Origin of the sequence: Pseudomonas sp. PGPPP4 (assembly GCF_002256045.1) — a bacterium.
In the GTDB taxonomy this organism is placed as follows: Bacteria; Pseudomonadota; Gammaproteobacteria; order Pseudomonadales; family Pseudomonadaceae; genus Chryseomonas; species Chryseomonas oryzihabitans.
The window spans coordinates 344,357-365,467 of record NZ_NKID01000002.1 but is presented as its reverse complement, the minus strand read 5'-3'; the positions used below and the strand labels follow the sequence as shown (position 1 = coordinate 365,467).

Annotated in this window: 16 protein-coding genes, 2 tRNA genes and 1 pseudogene; 6 read left to right on the top strand and 13 right to left on the bottom strand. The window is 69.6% G+C overall.

Annotated features, from left to right (window positions below):
• Position 1 precedes the first annotated feature (1 nt).
• The 3 genes from CFE50_RS04525 to CFE50_RS04515 are packed head-to-tail and all read left to right on the top strand — an operon-like array spanning position 2 to position 4,911.
• Positions 2-787, top strand: a complete 786-nt coding sequence (locus tag CFE50_RS04525) for a MipA/OmpV family protein (RefSeq protein WP_286731597.1) — start codon at positions 2-4, stop codon at positions 785-787.
• A gap of 14 nt (positions 788-801) precedes the next feature.
• Positions 802-1,899, top strand: coding sequence for an efflux RND transporter periplasmic adaptor subunit (locus CFE50_RS04520; protein ID WP_286731595.1), 1,098 nt, complete (start codon positions 802-804; stop codon positions 1,897-1,899).
• Between the two features lie 3 nt (positions 1,900-1,902).
• Positions 1,903-4,911 carry an efflux RND transporter permease subunit gene (locus tag CFE50_RS04515; protein ID WP_286731594.1) on the top strand — a complete coding sequence of 1,003 codons (3,009 nt, stop codon included), beginning with the start codon at positions 1,903-1,905 and terminating at the stop codon, positions 4,909-4,911.
• A 4-nt stretch (positions 4,912-4,915) separates the two neighbouring features.
• Here the strand turns inward: CFE50_RS04515 and CFE50_RS04510 are convergent, their stop codons facing one another.
• From CFE50_RS04510 to CFE50_RS04470, 9 genes are all read right to left on the bottom strand, one after another.
• Positions 4,916-6,472 carry a UxaA family hydrolase gene (locus CFE50_RS04510; RefSeq protein WP_286731592.1) on the bottom strand — a complete coding sequence of 519 codons (1,557 nt, stop codon included), beginning with the start codon at positions 6,470-6,472 and terminating at the stop codon, positions 4,916-4,918.
• A gap of 73 nt (positions 6,473-6,545) precedes the next feature.
• The gene (uxuA, locus tag CFE50_RS04505) at positions 6,546-7,730 is read right to left on the bottom strand and encodes a mannonate dehydratase (RefSeq protein ID WP_286731590.1); all 1,185 of its coding nucleotides are present in this window, start codon (positions 7,728-7,730) and stop codon (positions 6,546-6,548) included.
• A gap of 1 nt (position 7,731) precedes the next feature.
• Entirely contained in the window at positions 7,732-9,165 is a 1,434-nt protein-coding gene (locus tag CFE50_RS04500) for a mannitol dehydrogenase family protein (protein WP_286731588.1), read from the bottom strand.
• Positions 9,162-10,439, bottom strand: a complete 1,278-nt coding sequence (locus CFE50_RS04495) for an MFS transporter (protein ID WP_286731585.1) — start codon at positions 10,437-10,439, stop codon at positions 9,162-9,164. Before CFE50_RS04495 ends, CFE50_RS04500 begins: the two co-directional genes overlap by 4 nt.
• 70 nt (positions 10,440-10,509) lie before the next feature.
• A complete protein-coding gene (locus CFE50_RS04490) occupies positions 10,510-11,538 on the bottom strand; it encodes a Zn-dependent oxidoreductase (protein ID WP_286731582.1) in 1,029 nt (342 codons plus the stop codon).
• Between the two features lie 14 nt (positions 11,539-11,552).
• Positions 11,553-12,764, bottom strand: a complete 1,212-nt coding sequence (gene manD, locus CFE50_RS04485) for a D-mannonate dehydratase ManD (RefSeq protein WP_286731580.1) — start codon at positions 12,762-12,764, stop codon at positions 11,553-11,555.
• A gap of 4 nt (positions 12,765-12,768) precedes the next feature.
• Entirely contained in the window at positions 12,769-13,752 is a 984-nt protein-coding gene (locus CFE50_RS04480; RefSeq protein ID WP_074582790.1) for a sugar kinase, read from the bottom strand.
• Positions 13,749-14,660, bottom strand: a complete 912-nt coding sequence (locus CFE50_RS04475; protein ID WP_115945479.1) for an SMP-30/gluconolactonase/LRE family protein — start codon at positions 14,658-14,660, stop codon at positions 13,749-13,751. The genes CFE50_RS04480 and CFE50_RS04475 overlap by 4 nt, the downstream gene beginning before the upstream one ends.
• Complete coding sequence (locus tag CFE50_RS04470) at positions 14,647-15,942, bottom strand: MFS transporter (protein ID WP_286731574.1); 1,296 nt, start codon at positions 15,940-15,942, stop codon at positions 14,647-14,649. Before CFE50_RS04470 ends, CFE50_RS04475 begins: the two co-directional genes overlap by 14 nt.
• Before the next feature lie 193 nt (positions 15,943-16,135).
• On the opposite strand from CFE50_RS04470, the gene kdgR reads away from it, so the two are divergent.
• The 3 genes and pseudogenes from kdgR (at position 16,136) to CFE50_RS22720 (ending at position 18,722) form a co-directional block, all read left to right on the top strand.
• Positions 16,136-16,918 (top strand): DNA-binding transcriptional regulator KdgR, encoded by a 783-nt coding sequence (kdgR, locus tag CFE50_RS04465; protein ID WP_027599650.1) that lies wholly within the window; start codon positions 16,136-16,138, stop codon positions 16,916-16,918.
• Positions 16,919-17,039: 121 nt separating this feature from the next.
• Positions 17,040-17,867, top strand: a pseudogene (locus CFE50_RS22725) (MCP four helix bundle domain-containing protein); the annotation flags it as partial.
• Positions 17,859-18,722: a methyl-accepting chemotaxis protein gene (locus CFE50_RS22720; protein ID WP_502694679.1), complete on the top strand. Its 864-nt coding sequence runs from the start codon at positions 17,859-17,861 to the stop codon at positions 18,720-18,722. The pseudogene CFE50_RS22725 and the gene CFE50_RS22720, both read left to right, overlap by 9 nt.
• 139 nt (positions 18,723-18,861) lie before the next feature.
• On the opposite strand, the gene CFE50_RS04455 is transcribed toward CFE50_RS22720, so the two are convergent.
• From CFE50_RS04455 to CFE50_RS04440, 4 genes are all read right to left on the bottom strand, one after another.
• Positions 18,862-18,938, bottom strand: a tRNA-Asp gene (locus CFE50_RS04455).
• Between the two features lie 38 nt (positions 18,939-18,976).
• Positions 18,977-19,052, bottom strand: a tRNA-Val gene (locus CFE50_RS04450).
• Positions 19,053-19,131: 79 nt separating this feature from the next.
• Entirely contained in the window at positions 19,132-19,899 is a 768-nt protein-coding gene (locus tag CFE50_RS04445; RefSeq protein WP_286731568.1) for an SDR family oxidoreductase, read from the bottom strand.
• Entirely contained in the window at positions 19,896-21,107 is a 1,212-nt protein-coding gene (locus CFE50_RS04440) for an O-succinylhomoserine sulfhydrylase (RefSeq protein ID WP_286731565.1), read from the bottom strand. Before CFE50_RS04440 ends, CFE50_RS04445 begins: the two co-directional genes overlap by 4 nt.
• Between the last annotated feature and the right edge of the window lie 4 nt (positions 21,108-21,111).

The following is a 21,111-nucleotide window of genomic DNA, read 5'->3' as shown; positions in this document are numbered from 1 at the left end:
CATGACCCGCACCACCCTGCTGCCGCTGCTGCTCTGCCTGACGCCCCTGGCCGGCCAGGCGGCCGACGCCTCGCCCTGGGGCGACCACACCGACGTCAGCCTCGGCCTGGTGGCCGGCGCGGTCAGTCGCTACAGGGGTTCGGCTGCCTACCGGCCGCAGTTGCTGCCGCTGGTAGTGGTGCAGCGTGGGCCCTTCTTTGCCGACACCAGTCGCGGCCTCGGGCTGCAATGGCAGTCGGCCCAGGGACTGACCCTCAGCGGCGCCCTCAACTACGACTTCGGCCGCGATGACCGCGACAACGCCTCGCGGCCAGGCGCCGACCGCTTGAAGGGTATGGGCGAGGTCGACGGCGCCACGGTGCTGGACCTCAATCTGAGCCAGGCCCTGGCGCCCTGGCTCAGCCTCAACGCCGAGGGCGAATGGCGACTGGCCGGGGCCCAGCGCGGCAATCGCTATCGCCTGGGGGTGGAAGCCATCGGTCTACACACCGATCAGGACACCCTGGCGCTGGATCTCGACGCCCACGCCGGCGACCGCCGCTTCAACCAGACCTATTTCGGCGTCACCGCCGCCCAGAGCGCCGCCAGCGGCTTCGCCCCGGCGCGGCTGGACCGGGGGATCTATGCCTATTCCGCCGCGCTGAACTGGTTGCACGCCTTCGATCCGCACTGGAGTTCGGTGGCGACCCTGACCACCACCTACTACGGCGACCAGGCACGCGACAGCCCGCTGCGGCAGCGCGCCACCGCCACCACTGCCCAAGTCGCCCTGACCTACAGCTTCTGATCCTGGAGCCCGCCATGCCCGGCCCGCGCCTGACCTCCGCCTTCGCCCTCTTCCTGCTGCTGCCCCTGCTGGGCGGCTGTTCACCGGATGAACGTCCCGGTCCGGTGCCCCTGCGCACCGTCAAGCTCGCGCCGGTCGCCCGGCTTGCGGCCCAGGCGCCGCTGCTGCCCGGCCTGGTGCGCCAGCCGCGCAGCGCGGCGCTGGCCTTCGAGAATGGCGGGCGGGTGCTGCGGGTGGCGGTGGACGTGGGCGACCGGGTGGCGGCCGGGCAACTGCTCGCCGAGCAGGATGCCGAACCGGCGCGTCTGCGCCTGGCCCAGGCCAGCGCCCGGGTGCAGGCTGCCCGGGTGGAGCTGGACCAGCGCCGCGCCGGGCAGCGGCGTGCCCGGCAGCTGTTCGCCGAGGGCAACCTGGCCAAGGCCGAGCGGGAAGCCGCCGACGCCGCCCTGGGTGCGGCCCAGGCCCAGCAAGGAGGCGCCGAGGCGGAACTGGCCCTGGCACGCCGCGACCTGGCCCAGACCCGACTGGTGGCGCCCTTCGCCGGCCAGATCGTCCTGCGCGCGCCGGAGCCGCTGCGGCTGGTGGGTGCGGGCGAGACCTTGTTCGGGCTGCAGGCCGACGGCGAGCGCCAGGTGGTGGTGCAGGTGCCGGCCGCCCTGGCCCAGGGGCTGGTGGCGGGCGCCCAGGCCCAGGCCTATGCAACCCGCGACGGCGCGCCCCTGGCACTCCGGCTGGTCGGTCTTTCGCCACGTGCCGAGCAGGGTCTGCTGCAGGAAGCGGTCTTCGCCCTCGACCAGCAGGCGCCGGCCCTGCCCAGCGGCAGCCTGCTGGAGGTGCGCCTGCCGCTGCCAGTCCAGGCGCAGCTGGCGGTGCCCCTGGGCGCGCTGCTGCCCGGTCAGAGCGGCAGCGCGGGTCAGGTCTTTGTCTACCAGCCGGAGACCCAGCAGGTGAAGCCGCGCCCGGTCACGGTGGCGGCCCTGCAGCAGGGCCAGGCGCTGATCGCCAGCGGGCTTGCCGAGGGCGAGCAGATCGTGGTGGCCGGCGCCGCCTTCCTGCGCGCGGGCGAGCATGTGCTGCCCTATAGGCCCAGCACCGTGCTCACGGGGGAGTAGGCCATGTCGCTGACCGCTTTCGCCCTGCGCCGGGGTCGCCTGGTGCTCTTTGTCGCCATGGCCCTGTTACTGGGTGGACTCTATGCCTTTCTCGGCTTTCCCTCCCAGGAGGAACCCAGCGTCACGGTGCGCGACGCCCTGGTCAGCGTCGCCCTGCCCGGCCTGCCCAGCGACCGGGTGGAAGAGCTGCTGGCCAAGCCGCTGGAAGACCGACTGCGCGAATTGCCCGAACTCAAGACCCTGGTGACCACCCTGAGACCCGGCCAGGCCATCGTCCAGCTCACCGCGCGGGACGAGATCAAGGACCTGCCGGCGCTCTGGCAACGGGTGCGCAACAAGGTCGCCGAGGTGGCGCAAGCGCTGCCCGAAGGCACCCAGGGGCCGGTGGTGGACGACGACTTCGGGCGGGTGGCGGTGGCCTCCATCGCCGTGACCGCGCCCGGCTTCAGCCCGAGCGAACTGCGCAGTGAAGCCGAACGGCTGCGCCGGGCGCTCTATGACCTGCCCGGGGTGGATCGCATCGCCCTCTATGGCCTGCAGGAAGACCGCGTCACCCTCGACCTGGACGCCAACGCCCTGGCGCGGACCGGTCTTTCGCCCCAGGCCCTGCTGGCGCAGCTGCGGACGCGCAACGAACTGGTCAGCGGCGGCAGCCTCCGTCAGGGCGACCGAGCGCTGAGCCTGGCCATCGGCGGCGAACTGGCCGATCCCGCCGCGCTGCGCGCCGTGCCGATCCGGCTGGCCGACGGCCGCGCCGTGCCCCTGGCCGAGCTGGCCCGGGTGCGGGTCGAACCCGAACAGCCGCTGCGCAGCGCCGCCTTCTATCGCGGCGAACGCGCCCTGGTGCTGGGCATCGCCATGACCCCGGGACGCAACGTGGAAGCCTTCGGCGCCGCGCTGCACGATCGACTCAAGGCCCTGGAGGCCAGCCTGCCCGCCGGCTTCGCGCTGCACCGGGTGACCTTCCAGGCCGAGGTGGTCCATCACGCCATGGCGCGCATGCAGCACGTGCTGATGGAGACCATGGTGATCGTCATGGCCGTGGTCATGCTGTTCCTGGGTTGGCGCCTGGGGCTGATCGTCGGCGCCATCGTGCCGCTCACGGTGCTGGCGACCCTGCTGGTCATGCGCGCCCTGGGCATCGAATTGCAGACGGTATCCATCGCCGCGCTGATCCTGGCGCTGGGGCTGCTGGTGGACAACGGCATCGTCATCGCCGAGGACATCGAACGGCGCCTGCGCGCCGGCGAGGACCGCCGCGCCGCCTGCGAGGCCGCCGGCCGGACCCTGGCCATCCCGCTGCTGACCTCTTCGCTGGTGATCATCCTGGCCTTCTCGCCGTTCTTTCTCGGCCAGACCAGCACCAATGAATACCTGAGGTCCCTGGCCGTGGTGCTGGCGCTGACCCTGCTGGGCTCCTGGGCGCTCAGCCTGACCGTGACGCCCCTGCTCTGCCTGCGCCTGGTGCCGGATCCCACCCATACCGGCGCCAGCACCGACAGCGCCCTGCACCGGGGCTATCGCCGCCTGCTGGAAGCCCTGCTGCGGCACCGGCTGGCCTATCTGCTGGCCATGCTCGGGCTGCTGGCTCTGGCCACCCTCAAGGTGCTCAGCCTACCCTACGACTTCCTGCCGCCCTCGGATCGCAACCAGTTCCAGATCCCCGTCCAGCTGGAACCAGGGACCTCCGCTCAGCGCACTTTGGAACTCATGCAGGGCTTCAGCCGCTGGCTGGGCGCGGATGCCGATGTCGTCGAGAGCATCGGCTACGTCGCCGAGGGCGGACCGCGCATCGTGCTGGGGCTCAATCCGCCGCTGCCCGGTCCCAATGTCGCCTATTTTACCGTGACCACCCGCCCGGAGGCCGATCTCGCCCAGGTCATGGCGCGGGTCGGCGAGCAGCTGACGCGCGCCTATCCCGAGGTGCGCGCCCAGCCCAAGCGCTTTTCCCTGGGTACCACCGAGAGCGGCGTGGCGGTCTATCGCCTGAGCGGTCCGGACGAGGCGGTCCTGCGTCAGCTGGGCGCCGACCTCGCCGACCTGCTCGCCGCCGTCCCCGGGACCCGCGACATCCAGGACGACTGGGGTCCGCGCCTGCTGCGCTACCAGGTCGAGGTCGACCCGGCCCGGGCCCGCGCCGCCGGACTCGACCGGCGCGACCTGGCCCAGGCGCTGCAACTGGCCGGCGATGGCCTGAGTGGCGCCCAGTTGCGCGATGGCCAGTATCCGGTCGAGATCGCCGCACGCAGCCTTGCCCCAGACGGCGATCCCGGCAGCCTGCTGGTCTATCCCCAGGGCGGCGGCGCGCCGCTGCCGCTGGCGGCGGTAGCCCGGATCGAGCTGGCCAGCGAGGCCGGGGTCAAGGTCAGGCGCAATCTGCAGCGCACCCTCACGGTCAGCGCGCGCAATCCCGGCATGACCGCCGCCACCCTGGTCGCCACCCTCGCGCCCCAGTTGCCCACCCTGCAGGTGCCGCCCGGCTATCGCCTGGAACTGGGCGGCGAGAGCGAGGATTCCGCCGCCGCCAACGACGCCCTGCTGCGCTATCTGCCGCTGGCCGCCGTGGCCATGCTGCTGCTGTTCCTCTGGCAATTCGATTCCTGGCGCAAGGTGCTGATCATCGTCGCCAGCATTCCCTTCATCCTTATCGGCGTGGCCCTGGCGCTCTGGCTGAGCGGCCACCCCTTCGGCTTCATGGCCACCTTCGGCCTGCTGTCCCTGGCCGGCATCATCGTCAACAACGCGGTCTTGCTGCTCGAACGCATCGAAGCCGAACGCCAGGCCGGCAAGCCCCTGGTCCCGGCGCTGCTCGACGCCGCCGGCGAGCGCCTGCGGCCGATCATCATGACCAAGCTGACCTGCATCCTCGGTCTCATCCCGCTGATGCTCTTTGCCGGCCCCCTGTGGACGGGCATGGCCATCAGCATGATCGGCGGCCTGGCCTTGGGCACCCTGGTGACCCTGGGACTGATCCCGGTGCTCTATGGGTTGCTGCATAGCCGTCAGAGGTGACGACTCAGGTGGTGGCGCCCAGTTGCCAGGGGACGAATTCGTTCTGCCCGTAGCCGTGCAACTCGCTGCGGCTGCGCTCCCCCGAAGCCAGCGCCAGCAGGCGCTCGAAGATGAAGGCGCCCCGCTCTTCCAGGGTGGTGCTGCCGTCCACCAGGCCCCCGCAGTCCACGTCCATGTCGTCGCGCTGGCTCTCCCACAGCCGGGTGTTGGTGGCGATCTTCAGCGACGGCGTCGGTGCGCAGCCATAGGCCGAACCCCGGCCGGTGGTGAAGGCGATCAGGTTGGCACCGCCCGCCACCTGGCCGGTGGCCGAGACCGGGTCGTAGCCGGGGGTGTCCATGAACACCAGGCCCGGGGTGCGCACCGGCTCGGCGTAGCCATAGACCGCCATCAGATCGGTGGAGCCGGCCTTGATCACCGCGCCCAGGGATTTTTCCAGGATGGTGGTCAGGCCGCCGGCCTTGTTGCCCGCCGAGGGGTTGTTGTCCAGGCTGGCGCCGAAGCGGGCGCAGTAGTCCTCCCACCAGCGGATGCGTTCCACCAGGCGCTCGCCCACCGCCGGGCTGGCAGCGCGCCGGGTGAGCAGGTGTTCGGCGCCATAGATCTCCGGCGTCTCCGAGAGGATGGCAGTGCCCCCGGCGGCCACCAGCAGGTCCACCGCCCGGCCCAGGGCCGGATTGGCGCTGATGCCGGAGTAGCCGTCCGAGCCGCCGCATTGCAGGCCGAGGATCAGATGCCGCGCACTGACCGGTTCGCGCTGCACCGCATTGGCCGCGGGCAGCAACGCCTCGACCGCGGCGATGCCACGGGCCACGGTGGCGGTGGTGCCGCCGCTGTCCTGGATATTGAGGGTCTGCAGTCCCGCATGCTCGGCGAGGCCCTGGTCGGCCAGCAGTGAGGGGATCTGGTTGGCTTCGCAGCCGAGGCCGATGAACAGCACGGCGGCGAAGTTGGGGTGGGCCGCATAGCCGCCCAGGGTGCGGCGCAGCACCGCCATGCCCTCGCCCTGGGTGTCGATGCCGCAGCCGACGCCATGGGTCAGGGCGACCACGCCGTCGACGTTGGGATAGGGCTCCAGCGCCGCGGGACGGACGTCGCGGCGGAAATGGTCGGCCACCGCCCGGGCCACCGTGGCCGAGCAATTCACCGAGGTGAGGATGCCGATGTAGTTGCGGGTCGCCACCCTGCCATCCGGGCGGACGATGCCGAGAAAGCTGCGCTCGATGGGCGCCGGGGCGCCACGCGCCTCGATGCCGAAGGCGTGTTCGCGGGTGAAGTCGCCCATGGCCAGGTTGTGCACGTGCACATGGCTGCCGGCGGCGATGGCCGCGCGGGCGAAGCCGATGATCTGGCCATAGCGGCGTACCGGCGCACCTGCGGCGATGGCGCGCACGGCGACCTTGTGCCCAGCGGGCACCGGTTCGCGGACCTGCACGCCCTCCTCCGGCAATTCCAGGCCGGGCACCAGCGCCTGGCGGGCGATGAGCACATCGTCTAGCGGGTGCAGACGCAGGGTGGCGCGGGCAGCGGCCGCGGCGCCGCTGCGGGTGATCAATTCCATAGGGGTCTCCATGTCAGCCTTCGAATTTGGTCTGGACCACGCCTGAGGGGTGCCTGATAGCTGCCGATCCACATCAGCCCCGCTCCTCTTCCAGTTGCCGCACGGCCTGTTCCACACCGCGCAATTCCGCCAGGCCCTTGAGCCGGCCGATCAGCGAATAGCCCGGATTGGTCCGCCGCCCCTGGTCATCCAGCAGCTGATGACCATGGTCCGGCCTCATGGGCAGGCGCGCTCCGCCGTCGCGTGCGCGGCGATGCTCCTCGCGCACCAGTTCGCGGATCACCCCGACCATGTCGACGTCGCCATCCAGATGATGGGCCTCGTGGAAGCTGCGCGGATCCGCCTCGCGCCGGGTCGCCCGCAGGTGGACGAAATGGATGCGCGGCGCGAACTGGCGGGCCATGGCCACCAGGTCGTTGTCGGCGCGCACGCCATAGGAGCCGGTGCAGAAGGTGAGGCCGTTGGCCGGGCTCGGCACAGCATCCAGCAGCCACTGGGCATCGGCGGCGGTGGAGACCACCCGGGGCAGACCCAGCAGCGGTCGCGGCGGATCGTCCGGATGCACCCCCAGGCGGATGCCCACTTCTTCCGCCACCGGCACCACGGCCTGGAGAAAGACCGCCAGGTGCTCGCGCAGTCGCGCGGCGTCGATACCGGCATAGGTGGCCAGCAGGGCGCGCAGGTCGGCCACCGTATAGCCCTCCTCGGCGCCCGGCAGACCGGCGATGAGGGTGCGCACCAGTTCGTCGCGACCGGCGTCGTCGAGCCCGGCGTGATGGCGGCGCGCCCGTTCGATCTCCGCGGCGGTGTACTCGGCCTCGGCGCCGTCACGCTGCAGGATGCAGAGATCGAAGGCAGCGAAGGCGTCCTGATCGAATCTCAGCGCCCAGCCGCCGTCGGGCAACCGATGGGCCAGCTGGGTGCGGGTCCAGTCGAGCACCGGCATGAAGTTGTAGCAGACCACGTCGATGCCGCACTGGGCGAGGTTGCGCAGACTCTGGCAGTAGTTCTCCAGGTAGCGCTCGCGACCCGGCAGGCCGCGCTTGATGTCTTCGTGGACCGGGATGCTCTCCACCACCGACCAGGACAGCCCCGCCGCTTCGATCAGCGCCTTGCGCTCGGCGATGGCGGCCACCGGCCAGACCTCGCCATTGGCGATCTCGTGCAGCGCCGTGACGATGCCGGTGGCCCCGGTCTGGCGGATGTCGGCGAGAGAGATGGGATCGCGCGGGCCGAACCAGCGCCAGGTGTGTTCCATGTCAGACTCCTTGCTCGGTCAGATCGGCGATGGCCGCTTCGATACCCGCCGCGGCGATGCGCGCGTGGGCCCGTTGCACCGCGGCGCGAAAGACGGGGTGCGCGGCCAGGTCGGGGGGAAAGACCTCGGCCAGCGCCAGCACGGCGTCCACCCGCGCCGCGCCCGTAGGCAAGGCGGCCAGGGTGGCGCGCAGGGGATCGTCCAGCGCCGCGCCCTCGCCTTCACCATAGTGGATCCAGGCCGCCACGCCGAGGGCGGTGCAGGCCGGATCACCGCCCTGCTCCAGCAGCTGCCGGGCGCCCAGCAGCCAGCGTTGCGGCAGCTTCTGCGAGCCGTCCATGGCGATCTGCCGCAGGCGGTGCTGCAGGGCATCGTTGCGGAAGCGAGCGACCAGCGCCTGGGCATAGCCCGGCAGATCCACGCCTTCCGGCATGTCCAGGGTCGGCGCCGCCTCGCGACTCATATAGCGGTGCACCAGGGCCGCCAGGCGTTCATCGGCCATGGCCTCGGCCACGGTGCCGTGACCGGCCAGGCTGCCGACATAGGCCAGCAGCGAATGGCTGCCATTGAGCAGGCGCAGCTTCATGGTCTCGAAGGGGCGGACGTCCGCCACCATCTGCACCCCTTCCCGTTCCCAGTCCGGGCGCCCTTGCGGAAAGCGATCCTCGACCACCCACTGGCTGAAGGCCTCGCCGACCACGGCGGCCGGGTCATCGCAACCCAGATCGCGCAACCGCGCGAAGGCGGCTTCGTCCATGGCCGGGACAATGCGATCCACCATGCTGCAGGGAAAGGCCACGGTGGTGGCGATCCAGGCCGCCAGCCCGGCGTCCTGGGCCTCGGCCAGGGACACCACCGCCTGGCGGGTCCGCTGGCCGTTGTCCGGCATGTTGTCGCAGCAGAGCACGGTAAAGGGCGCGATGCCGGCCGCGCGACGCCGGCGCAGGCCTTCCACCAGCAGCCCCGGCGCGGTACGCGGCGCCCGCGGCTCGGCCAGGTCGTGGACGATGCCGGGATCGTCGCGGCGCAGCGCGCCGCTGGCCGGACTCAGGCAATAGCCCTTTTCCGTCACCGTCAGAGTGACGATGCGCACCCCGGGATCGGCCAGCCGGGCCAGCAGGGCCTCGCGCCCGGCCCCGCCGTCGCCAGCGTAGAGCACCTCGCGCAGGACGCCGATCTCGCGCAGCACCCCTTCGCGCCGGTTGCGGTATTCGGCCACGTGATAGCGACCCTCCTGGGCGCTGAGGGTCTCCACCAGCGCCCGCCCCGATCTGAGGTTAGCGCTGCAGAGGCCCCAGGCGCCGCCGCCATGGCGGGCCAGATTGCGCTCCAGGTAGACCGCCTGGTGGGCGCGATGGAAGGCGCCCAGGCCCAGGTGGACGATGCCGATGGCCGGCGCCGGATAGCGCGAGGGTATGCGTTCAAAATCGCTCATCGGGCGCCTCCGGTGGCCAGCACCGCGGGCGCATCGGCCGGCCGCTCGGCCAGCGGCTTGACGAAGCGCGCCACGCACAGCGAACCGATCACGGTCAGGGCGCCAGCCAGCAGGAAGGCGCTGGTGAAGGCCCCGGTGAATTGCACCAGGTAGCCGGTCACCGCCGGGCCGATGATGCCCGAGGTGTTGGCCAGGAAGTGCATGAAACCGCTCACCCCGCCCACCCGCGCCGCCGGTACCGTGTCCTGGATGATGGCCCAGTAGATGGCGCCGGTCAGATAGAGGAAGAACACCGAGAGCGCCACCAGGGCCACCGCGGCATAGAGGGTGCTGACCAGGCCGGCCACGGCGATGCACAGGGCGCAGGCCAGCAGGCAGGTCACCAGCACCACCTTGCGCGAGAACATCAGCCGGCCGGTCTTGCGGAACACCCAGTCAGACAGATAGCCACCCACCGCCAGACCGATGAAGCCCAGCACCCAGGGGATCACCGTGGCGATGCTCATGTCCTTCACGTTGAGGCCATAGGCCTGGATCAGGTAGCTGGGGAACCAGGTGAGGAAAAAGAACAGGGTGTAGTTGTAGGCGAAGAACGCCAGGGCGGTGAACAGCACCGTGGGCTGGCGCAGGTAGTACTTGAGCGGCCTGACCTCGGTGTCCACCACGGCCACGGCGCGCTCCTCGGCGGCGATGTCGGCGGCCAGCTGGCCACTGGGCTTGTCCTTGATCCAGAGGTACCAGACCACCGCCCAGACGAAGCCGATCAGCATGATGACGACAAAGGACACCTTCCAGCCGTAGGTCACCGCAATCACCCCGACGATGGGGCCGGAGATGGCGCCGCCCAGGGGGGTGCCCGACATCGACAGGCCCAGGGTGCGGCCGCGGTTGTGCGGCGCGTACCAGTTGTTGACCATCTTGCTGGTGGAGACGCTCAGGGGCCCCTCGGCCATGCCGAACAGCACCCGGATCACGATCAGCGCGGCAAAGCCCGAGGCCAGCACCGTCAGGCCGCTGAACGCCGACCAGAGCACCATGGCCAGCAGCAGCGTGGTCTTGGCGCCATAGCGGTCGGCGGCCCAGCCACCGATGAAGTTGAACGCCGCGTAGCCGACGAAGAAGGCGCTGAACAGCAGCCCCATCTCGCCGGCGCTGAGCGCGAAGTCCTTCTGGATCAGCGGCGCCGCCACCGACAGCGCCGAGCGATCCAGATAGTTGACGACCCCCGCCAGGAACAGCATGACGAGTACCAGTCCACGACCTTGTCCAGCCATTTGTTACCTCCCGCTCATTGTCGTTATTCGGTAAGGCATCGCAGCGGCGCCCCTTGGGGAGCCCGTGTTGTCAGGCACTGCCACCCCATTGCACCAGCACCTTGCGGGTCTGCTCGGGGTGCCTTTCGATCAGCTCGATGGCGCCCGGCATCTCCTGGCTGGCCACCTGGTGGCTGATCAAAGCCGCGGCATCCAGCCGGCCCGCCGCCAGCAGCTCGATGACCCGCGGAAAGCGGCCGTTGTTGAGCCGCGAACCCACCAGCGTCAATTCCTTCTTGATGATCTCCAGCTGCACCAGCTCGCTGGGCGTGGCGCTGAAGCCCAGCAGGCCGATGCGCCCGGCCGGCGACGCCAGCCGGACGATCTCCGGCAGCAAGGCCGGATGGCAGGCGGCGTCGACGATCAGCGGCACGCCCTCGCCGCCGGTGGCTTCGCGCATGGCCGCCTCGACGCTGGTCTCGCGGCCATTGAGGGTGCGGGTCGCGCCCAGGGTCCGGGCGGTGGCCAGGCGATCGTCCAGCACATCGGTCACCGTGATGTCGGCGATGCCCAGCGCCCTGGCCATCTGCACCAGGGTCAGGCCGATCACGCCGGCGCCGTAGATCAGCAGGGCATCGCCGGGCAGGAACTGCATCCGCTCCAGCACATTGAGGGCGATGCTGTAGGGCTCGACCAGCGCGGCCTGGGCCAGTGGCAGACCGGGCGGCAGGCGATGGGCATTGGCCGCGGGCACGCAGACCTCTTCGCTGAAGCCGCCATCGCGGTGCACTCCCAGCACCTGCAGGCGACTGCAGACATTGGGCCGACCGATGCGGCAGGGATAGCAGCTGCTGCAGGCGATCACCGGATCGACGCAGACCGGATCGCCCACCGCCAGGCCGCTCACGCCCTCGCCCACCTCGCGCACCACGCCGGCGAATTCGTGGCCGGTGACGCGGGGAAAGCGCACGAAGGCGTTCTGCCCGTGGATGATGTGCATGTCCGAGCCGCAGATGCCGGCATAGGCCACCCCGACGCGGACCTCGCCGGGCGCCAGCGTGGGCACCGCGACCTCTTCGATGCTGAATTCGTGGGGCGCTCTGACCTGAAAGGCTTTCATCCTGGACTCCTCCTTCACCAGTGCCACAGGGTGCCGTCCACCAGCCGGTTCACCGGCAGGCTGGCGCGTTGGTAGGGATAACGGGCGGCGAGGTCTTCATCGATGTCCACGCCGTGGCCGGGCGCCTCGCCCGGGGTGAAATGGCCGTCCGCGAAGCGATAGGCATGGGGAAAGACCTCCTCGATGCGCGCCTCGTGGGGCATGTGCTCCTGGATGCCGAAGTTGGGCACCCAGGTGTCGAAGTGCAGCGCCGCGCCCATGCACACCGGCGACAGGTCGGTGGCGCCGTGGAAGCCGGTACGCACCTGGTAGAGCGCCGCCAGATCGGCGATGCGCCTCATGTGGGTGATGCCGCCGGCATGCACCAGGGTGGCGCGGATATAGTCGATCAGCTGCTCCTGGATCAGCTCGCGGCAGTCGTGGATGGAATTGAACACCTCGCCCACCGCCAGCGGCGTGGTGGTGTGCTGGCGGATCAGGCGGAAGGCCTCCTGGTTTTCCGCCGGGGTGCAGTCCTCCAGCCAGAACAGGTTGTATTCCTCGACCCGCTTGCCCAGCCGTCCCGCCTCGATGGGCGTCAGCCGGTGGTGCACGTCGTGCAGCAGGTGCAGGTCGTCGCCGAAACGCTCGCGCACCGCGGCGAACAGCTTGGGCACGTGATTGAGGTACTTGGCGGTGTCCCAGACGTGCTCGGCCGGCAAGTCGCTGTCGGCCGGCTCGTAGCGCTCACCTTCGCGCTTGGCCACGCCATAGGTGGTGGGAATGCCCGGCACCCCGCACTGCACCCGCACCGCGCGATAGCCCTGCTCCACATGGCGGGCCACCTCGTCCAGGCAGCTCTCGATGTCCTTGCCGGTGGCGTGGCCATAGACCATCACCCGCTCGCGACTCTTGCCGCCGAGCAGCTGGTACAGCGGCATACCGGCGGCTTTGGCCTTGAGATCCCAGAGCGCCACGTCCACCGCGGCGATGGCGGTCATGGTGACCGGTCCGCGCCGCCAGTAGGCGCCGCGATAGAGGTACTGCCAGATGTCTTCGATGCGATGGGCGTCGCGACCGATCAGCGCCGGCAGCACGTGCTCTTCCAGGTAGGCCACCACCGCCAGTTCGCGGCCGTTGAGGGTGGCGTCGCCGAGGCCATAGAGGCCTTCGTCGGTGACGATCTTGAGGGTGACCAGGTTGCGACCGGGACAGGTGACGATGACGCGGGCTTCGGTGATCTTCATGGCTTCAGGCCTGGGCAGTGAGCGCGGGAATCAGGGGCGGCAGCGCCGGCATGGCGGCGCGCGGGATGAGTGCACCGGGATGCTGGATGACCGTGGCGGCGAGGCGATGCCCCCAGGCGGCGGCCACCTCGGGCGCCCCGCCCTGGAGGCGGCAGGCCAGGTAGGCGGCGCTGAAGGAATCCCCGGCGGCGGTGGTGTCCACCACTCGGGCCACGGCTTCGCCGGCCACCTCCTGGCGCCCCTGGCGATGCTGCAGCAGGCAGCTGCGCGCGCCGCGCTTGAGCGCCACCTCGGCCACGCCCCACTCGGCGTACTGGGCAAGCAGCGCCGCCTCGTCGGCGAAGCCGAACAGCGCGGCGTCGTCCTCCCAGGTCACCAGCGCCAGGTCGGCGAGCTGCAGCAACCGGTGATAGGCCGTGCGCGCCGCCTGCAGATTCGGCCATAGCCGCGGCCGGTAGTTGTTGTCGAAGACGATGCGGGTGCCGGCAGCGCGCGCCTGGCGCAGGGCTTCCAGCAGCCGCTCGCGACCGGTATCGGTCAGCACCGCCAGGCTGATGCCGCTGAGATAGAGCAACTGATACTCGGCCAGGGCCGCCAGCAGCGGCTGGGCCTCGGCGCCGTCGAAACACTCCCGCGCCGCCGCCTCGCCGCGCCAGTAGAGAAAGCGCCGCTCGCCGTCGGCATCGGTCTGGATCAGATAGAGTCCCGGCAGACGCCCGGGCAATACCCGCACCCGCGCGTCACTCACCCCCTCCTCCCGCCAGCGTGCGCGCATGGCCTGGCTCAGGCTGTCGTCGCCCACCGCGGTAAGGTAATCCACCTGCACCGGGTCGTCGCCGAGCAGCCGCCGCAGATAGACCGCCGCATTCAGGGTATCGCCGCCAAAGGCCTGGCCCAGCTGGCCATCTTCCTGACTGCGCAACTCGACCATGCATTCGCCGATGAGGCCGATGCGGGTCAGGGGGGACGAAACGAGGGGTAGCGTCATGCAGACTCCTGAGGATGGTCCGGAACCCGGACGCGGCAGGCGGACACTGCCAGGCCGGTCACGCCGGGATCGAGGCGAAAGCTGCGCCCGGCCAGGGGTTGCGCCTGGCGGGCGGAATCATCGAGACCCACCCGGGCGGTGGTGATCAGCAACTGCTCCAGGCGCGCGCCATAGAAGGCGCAGGAGGTGACCCGCGCCACCGGCAGCTCCACCCAGGCGAGCAATACGCCCTCGGCGCTCCAGCGACTCAGGCGATAGCCGTCCCAGTGGGCGATCCACAGCGCGCCCTCGCTGTCCACGGCCAGGCCATCGGGCACGCCGGGCTGCTCGCCGAAGTCGATGAGGGTGCGTCCGCGACCGAGCTGGCCACTGGCGAGATCGAAGTCGAAGGCCTGCACCCGGCGGGTGGGCGAATCTATGTAGTAGAAGGTCCGGTTGTCCGGGCTCCAGCCCAGGCCGTTGGACACGGTGATGCCGTCGAGCACCTGATGCAGTTGGCCGTCCAGGTCCAGGCAATACAGCCGGCCACCGCCGGGCGCCTCGTCGAGCAGCGTGGTGCCCAGCCAGAAGCGGCCGAGCGCATCGCACTTGCCGTCATTGAAACGGTGCTGAGGCCCATGGACCGCCCGGGGCGGCTGCGCAATGGGCGTCGGCTGGGCGGCGCCGGCGGCCAGGCGCCAGACGCCGTCGCTCAGGGCCAGCCAGGTGGAGCCGTCGACATGGGGCACGGCGCAGCCCAGCGGTCGGCCGAACTCCAGCACCTCGACCGGAGCCGCCGGCTGCGGCGCCGCGCGCAACAGGCGACCGGCCAGGATATCCACCCACAGCAGGCGCTGCTGTCGGGTATCCCAGACCGGGCCTTCGCCCAGTTCATCGCCATGATCGAACAGGCATTCAGGTGGCGCCATGCTGGGTCTCCTCCACGAAGCGCAGCGGTATCAGCACCAGCAGGCAGCTCAGGGCGAGCATGGCGTAGCTCCAGTGCCAGCCGAAATGCTCGATCACGTAGCCGGCCACCGGCCCCACCAGAAAGCCCGCCAGGCCCAGGCCCACGCCAATCAGCAGACCCAGGCCGCTGCCGGCCGCGCGGGGCGAGGAATCCACCGCCAGCGAATAGAGCACCACATAGGGCGAGTTGCGGAACAGGCCCCAGGCCAGCAGCAGGGTCCAGGCCATGGCGCGGCTGTCGATGAACATGCACAGGGCCACGCAGATCGAGAAGCCGACGGTCAGGATGCCCAGGGCGAACTTGCGGCCGCGGTGATCGCTCAGCGTCCCCCAGAAGATCTGCCCCGCCCAGCCCACCAGCCCCGAGGCGCCGGAGATCACCGCGGCCTCGGCCAGGCTCAGCCCCAGCTGGCTGGTGAGCTGGTAGGTCAGAAAGGTGGCCACGCCCATCTCGGTCCAGAGAAACAGGAAGTTCATCACCAGGCAGAGGCGCACGTTGCGCTCGGCGAAGGCCTGGCGCAGGTTGCTCAGCGGATTGCGCGAGACCGGCGCGGCGGTGTCGACCGGCACGGTCAGCCGTTGCTCGCGGATCCAGGCATAGACCTGTTCCTCGTTGCGGCGGCGGCCGAGGTAGAGCTGCAGCAGGATGATCGGCAGACCGATCAGGGGAATCCAGAGAAAGGTGGCGCGCCAGTCGCCATTGGCCAGGATCAGCCCCATCAGGACCGGGCCGACGAATTGCCCCAGGGGCATGCCGGTATGGTGGACGCCCAGGGCGAAGCCGCGATTTTCCTTTTGCCAGAATTCGCTGGCCACGGCGATGTTGACCGGCTCCATGGCGCCGGTGCCCAGGCCCATGGTGAATCTCAGCACCTGCAGGGCGCCCAGCGAGCGCGCGTACACGGTGGCGAAGGCCGAGCCTATGGTCAGGGCGCAGGCTCCCACCCAGCTCCAGGCACGGCGGTGGCCGGTACCGACGCTGTCGGCCAGCACCCCCACCACCAGGGCGCCGACCAGAGTGCCGACGAAACTCAGCGAACTGAGCCAGCCACCCTGGGCGGCGTCCAGTCCGAATTCCTGCATGATCGCCGGCAGCACGGTCGGCAACAGCTGGCGATCCACCGAAATCATCAGCATCGCCAGGGTGGTGATGCCCAGCATCTGCCAGGACACCGGATGGGCGCGGGGCAGCCAGCGGGGAGTATGAGCGGCAGGCGCCACTGCGCCCGGGGCCTTGGTCATGGATTTCATCGTCGCGGGTTCCGTTGTTGTTTTTGTTCGCACCGCCGGCGACCGCCAGCGGTGAGAGAAGACCCTTACGCGCGAAATGCTTTGGAACGTTGTTCCATTCGCTGGCTAACAGTGTTGCTGGCCTTTCCCGCATCCGTCAATCAGAATGGAACAGTGTTCCGGCAACCAGGCGACCGGCGGTCCCATGGAAAAGAATCAGCAACTCGGCAATGACATGGTCAGCGCCGTCGGGCGCACCCTGGCGGTGCTCGAAGCCCTCGGCGAGCGCGAGGACGACTGCGGCGTCTCGGAGCTGGCGCAGCAACTGGACCTGTCGAAGAGCACCGTCCACCGCTTCCTGCAGACGCTCAAGGCGCTGGGCTATGTGGTCCAGGACGCCGAGGACCGCTACCGCCTCAGCGTCAAGCTGTTCGAACTGGGCGCCCGCGCCCTGCCCCAGCTGGAGCTGGTCCGCGAAGCCGAACCGGGCATGCGCCTGCTCAACGACCTCACCGGCGAGACCGTCCACCTCGGCATCTTCGACGAGGGCGCCATCGTCTATGTGCACAAGCTCGATTCACGCTACACCCTGCGCATGTATTCGCGTATCGGTCGGCGGGCCCCGCTGTATTGCACCGGGATCGGCAAGGTGTTGATGGCCTGGCGCCCTGAAGCCGAGGTGCGGCAGATCCTCGCCCAGGAAACCTTTGTCCGTCGCACGCCCAACACCCTCGACAGCCTGGCCGCCTACCTCGCGGAACTGGCGCGGGTTCGTGAGCTGGGCTTCGCCGAAGACCACGAGGAATTCGAGGCCAACATGAGATGCCTGGCGGCGCCGATCCGCGATCGCTTCGGCCAGGTCATCGCCGGCCTGAGCGTGTCCTTTCCCTGCTTCCGCTTTCGCGAAGACCTCAAGGCCGAGTACGTCGAGCAGATGCTCGCCACCACGGCGCGCATCTCGGCGCAGATGGGTGCCCCGGCCGGCTAGCGCCAGCCGGGATCGTCGCTCCCACGAGGGCACTGATTCGGGCGTCCAGCCATAGTCAGACCAATGGTCCTATGGCCGGCTCGGCCTTAAGCCGCCGCTAAGCCACCCCCTATAGCGTGTGATGCACATCACAACTCCAACCCGGTGTCCCGCCGGGGCTACCCTCACGGTGACTGTCATGATGATGCGCACACTCAAGGTGGGTCGCCGGTCGGCCTTGGCCTTCTCGGTTATCGTAGCAATCGTCATCGCGCTCGGGGCTATCGCCCTGATCCAGATGCGGCAACTTAGGCAGTCGGAAATCGAGGTGGAAACGGACTGGATGCCCAGCGTTCGCCAGGCCGGCCAGATGACCGCGGCGCTGCTCAGGTTGCGCCTCGAAAGCCTGAGAGCCCTGGGCACCCGGGACCCCGCGCGCCAGCCGGAAATGGCCACGGCCCTGGTCGATCTGCGCAGCCGCTTCGCCACCGGGGTAAAGGACTATGCACCCCTGGTGTCCAGCGATGCGGAGCAGCGGCTGTACCAGGCGGTACAGGACGGGGCCACGGCTTATCTGGGCCTGCTGGACAGCTTCGAGACCCTTTACCGGATGGGGGATCTGCCCGGTGCCGAGGCCCTGGCCAACGGTGGCATGCGCGCGGCCGCCGACCAGTTGCAGACGCAGATCGAAAACCTGGCCGCGCTGAATGACCGGGGCGCCGTCGCCTCGGGCATCGAAGCGGGACGGATCTACGACCACGGCCTGGCCTGGGTCGTGGGACTGATCCTCGCCACCCTGCTGGCCACCATCGCCCTGGCCTTCCTGCTGACGCGCAGCATCACCCTGCCCATCGGCGAAGCCCTGCGCATCGCCCAGCGGATCGCCAACAAGGATCTTGCCGAAGACATTCAGGTCACGGGTCGCGACGAGGCCGCCGGCCTGCTGACCGCCCTGGCCGGCATGCAGGCCAATCTGCGGGACACCGTGGCCCATCTGGCGGACAGCTCCAGTCAGCTGGCCGCCGCCGCCGAGGAGATGACCGCGGTGATCGACGCTGGCAATCGCGGCCTGCTCAGGCAAAACGACGAGATCGGCCAGGTGGCCACCGCGGTGACGGAAATGAGCGCCGCGGTGGACGAGGTGGCCCGCCATGCGGAGGAAAGCGCCGGCGCCTCGCAACGAGGCAGCGCCCTCACCCGGGCCGGTCTGCAGCACGTGGCCGCGACCCTGACCGCCATCGAACGACTTGCCAGCCAGGTCGATCAGAGCAGCGGCCAGATCCAGACGCTGTCGGGGCGCGCCCAGGCCATCAGCAACGTGGTCGACGTCATTCGCGCCATCGCCGAGCAGACCAATCTGCTGGCGCTCAATGCCGCCATCGAAGCGGCGCGCGCCGGCGATCAGGGTCGCGGCTTCGCCGTGGTCGCGGATGAGGTCCGCGCCCTCGCCCACCGCACCCAGCAGTCGACGCGGGAGATCGAAGCCATGATCGGCACCATCCAGCACGATTCGACGGACGCGGTGAAGGCCATGCAGCAGAGCAGCCAGACCGCCGAGCAATCCCTGGCGGTTGCCCGGGAAGCCAATGGTGCCCTGCTGGCCATCGCCGGGGCCATGAACGGCATCGACGAGCGCACGGCGCTGATCGCCACGGCCGCCGAAGAGCAGGCCCTGGTGGCCAAGGACATCGACCGGGGGCTGATCAGCATCAAGGACCTCTCCGACCAGACCGCCGCGGGCGCCAGCCAGACCTCCAGCGCCAGCAACGAAGTATCGCGCCTGGCGGCCGGTCTCCGCCAGGTGGTGGCGGAATTCGTGATCTGAACGGGGCCGGCGCTGGCCCCCAGAGCGGCGCCAGTCCGCGAAGGATCGGCCAGCCTTTTCTCCAGGCACAAAAAAAGCTGCCCTGGGGCAGCTTCTCTTGCGTCGTTCGGGCAGTTCAGAGGACCCGGAACGACTCGTATGGCGCGGCGGACGGGACTCGAACCCGCGACCCCCGGCGTGACAGGCCGGTATTCTAACCGACTGAACTACCGCCGCGCATTGCGTGCACCTTGCGGAACACTTCCCGAAGAGTTTGGTGGCTGATGACGGGATCGAACCGCCGACCCCCTGCGTGTGATGCAGGTGCTCTCCCAGCTGAGCTAATCAGCCATCCCCTTCGGGTGACGCGCATTCTCCTCGTAGCCCCTTGATCCGTCAAGGATTTTTCCAATTTTATTTTCTACGGGCGCTATTCCAGGTAGATCATCTTGCGGGTCATGCCGCCGTCCAGGGTGATGGCCTCGCCGGTGATGAAACCGGCGTTGCCGCCGAGCAGCCAGGCCACGCAGGCCGCCACGTCTTCCACTGTCCCTACCCGTCCGACCGGATGCTGCTCGTGGTCGGCGGCGGACAGCGGTTCGGCCTCACGGACATGGGCATCGCGCGCGTCGATCCAGCCCGGGCAGAGGGCATTCACCCGCACTTCCGGGCCCAGGCTGATGGCCAGGGCATGGGTCAGGGCCAGCAATCCGCCCTTGCTCGCGGCATAGGCCTCGCTGTGGGGCTCGGACTGCTGTGCCCGGGTCGAGGCGATGTTGACGATGGCGCCCTGCTGCTCGCGCAGATAGGGCGCGCAATGCTTGGCCAGCAGCATGGGGCCGTCCAGATTCACCCCGAGCACCTTGCGCCATTCGGCCAGCGCCAGGCTTTCCAGCGGCTGACCCTGAGCGGTGGCGAGACCGGCGTTGTTGACCAGGGCGTCCAGCCGACCGAACTGGCCGATCACCTGGGCCACGGCGGCTTCCACCTGCGCCTCGTCGGCCACGTCCAGGGCCACGAACCAGGCGCGCTCACCCAGAGCGGCGGCCACCTTGGCGCCGCGCTCCTGCTCGATGTCGGCCACCACCACCCGCCAGCCTTCGGCTACCAGCCAGGCGGCGATACCCAGCCCGATCCCACGCGCCGCGCCGGTGACCAGGGCGACGCGCAGCTCTACCGGTGCGAACGTCAGACTCATAGCGCCGCCAGTCCGCGGGCCAGGTCCTGGCGCAGATCGCCCAGGTCTTCGAGACCCACGGCGATGCGGATCAGGCTGTCGCTGATCCCGGCATTGGCGCGCTCGGCCGGCGACAGCCGCCCGTGCGAGGTCGTCGCCGGGTGGGCGATGGTGGTCTTGGTATCGCCCAGGTTGGTGGTGATGGAGATCATCCGGGTGGCGTCGATGAAGCGCCAGGCGGCGTCGCGCCCACCGGCCACCTCGAAGCTCACCACGGCGCCAAAGGCCGACTGCTGGCGGCACGCCAGTTCATGCTGCGGATGGCTTTCCAGGCCGGCGTAATGGACCCGCTCGACGCCGGGCTGGCCTTCCAGCCAGCGCGCCAGCTCCAGCGCGGTCTGGCTGTGCGCCTGCATGCGGATCTTCAGCGTCTCCAGACCCTTGAGGAACAGCCAGGCGTTGAAGGGACTCAGGGTCGGACCGGCGGTACGCAGGAAACCCACCACCTCCTTCATCTGCTCGGCATGACCGGCGACCACGCCGCCCATGCCACGACCCTGACCGTCGATGTACTTGGTCGCCGAATGGATGACGATGTCGGCACCCAGCGCCAGCGGTTTCTGCAGCGCCGGGGTGCAGAAGCAGTTGTCGACCGCCAGCAGCGCGCCCTGGGCATGGGCGATCTCGGCCAGGGCGGCGATGTCCACCAGCTCGGCCAGGGGGTTGGACGGCGACTCGACGAAGAACAGCCGGGTGTTGGGCTTGCAGGCGGCCTGCCAGGCGTCCAGCTCGGCCAGCGGCGGATAGTCCACCTCGATGCCGAAGCGCTTGAAGTACTTCTCGAACAGGCTGATGGTCGAGCCGAACACGCTGCGCGAGACCAGCACGTGGTCGCCGGCGCTGCACAGGCTCATGACCATGGCCAGGATGGCCGACATGCCCGAGGCGGTGGCCACCGCCTGCTCCGCGCCTTCCAGGGCCGCGATGCGGGTCTCGAAGGTACGGACGGTGGGGTTGGTGTAGCGCGAATAGACGTTGCCCGGCACCTCGCCGGCGAAGCGCGCCGCGGCATCCGCGGCGGTGCGGAACACGTAGCTGCTGGTCAGGAACAGGGCTTCGCCATGCTCGCCTTCCGGCGAGCGCTGCTGCCCTGCCCGCACCGCCAAGGTCTCGAAGGCCGCGCCCTCGAGATCACTGTCCAGGCGTCCGGCATCCCAGTCTTGGCTCATGTGC

Coding starts and splice junctions, on each gene's coding strand:
- CFE50_RS04525 (WP_286731597.1), top strand. CDS start 2: ATGACCCGCACCACCCTGCTGCCGCTGCTGCTCTGCCTGACGCCCCTG.
- CFE50_RS04520 (WP_286731595.1), top strand. CDS start 802: ATGCCCGGCCCGCGCCTGACCTCCGCCTTCGCCCTCTTCCTGCTGCTG.
- CFE50_RS04515 (WP_286731594.1), top strand. CDS start 1,903: ATGTCGCTGACCGCTTTCGCCCTGCGCCGGGGTCGCCTGGTGCTCTTT.
- CFE50_RS04510 (WP_286731592.1), bottom strand. CDS start 6,472: ATGGAATTGATCACCCGCAGCGGCGCCGCGGCCGCTGCCCGCGCCACC.
- uxuA (WP_286731590.1), bottom strand. CDS start 7,730: ATGGAACACACCTGGCGCTGGTTCGGCCCGCGCGATCCCATCTCTCTC.
- CFE50_RS04500 (WP_286731588.1), bottom strand. CDS start 9,165: ATGAGCGATTTTGAACGCATACCCTCGCGCTATCCGGCGCCGGCCATC.
- CFE50_RS04495 (WP_286731585.1), bottom strand. CDS start 10,439: ATGGCTGGACAAGGTCGTGGACTGGTACTCGTCATGCTGTTCCTGGCG.
- CFE50_RS04490 (WP_286731582.1), bottom strand. CDS start 11,538: ATGAAAGCCTTTCAGGTCAGAGCGCCCCACGAATTCAGCATCGAAGAG.
- manD (WP_286731580.1), bottom strand. CDS start 12,764: ATGAAGATCACCGAAGCCCGCGTCATCGTCACCTGTCCCGGTCGCAAC.
- CFE50_RS04480 (WP_074582790.1), bottom strand. CDS start 13,752: ATGACGCTACCCCTCGTTTCGTCCCCCCTGACCCGCATCGGCCTCATC.
- CFE50_RS04475 (WP_115945479.1), bottom strand. CDS start 14,660: ATGGCGCCACCTGAATGCCTGTTCGATCATGGCGATGAACTGGGCGAA.
- CFE50_RS04470 (WP_286731574.1), bottom strand. CDS start 15,942: ATGACCAAGGCCCCGGGCGCAGTGGCGCCTGCCGCTCATACTCCCCGC.
- kdgR (WP_027599650.1), top strand. CDS start 16,136: ATGGAAAAGAATCAGCAACTCGGCAATGACATGGTCAGCGCCGTCGGG.
- CFE50_RS22720 (WP_502694679.1), top strand. CDS start 17,859: ATGCAGGCCAATCTGCGGGACACCGTGGCCCATCTGGCGGACAGCTCC.
- CFE50_RS04445 (WP_286731568.1), bottom strand. CDS start 19,899: ATGAGTCTGACGTTCGCACCGGTAGAGCTGCGCGTCGCCCTGGTCACC.
- CFE50_RS04440 (WP_286731565.1), bottom strand. CDS start 21,107: ATGAGCCAAGACTGGGATGCCGGACGCCTGGACAGTGATCTCGAGGGC.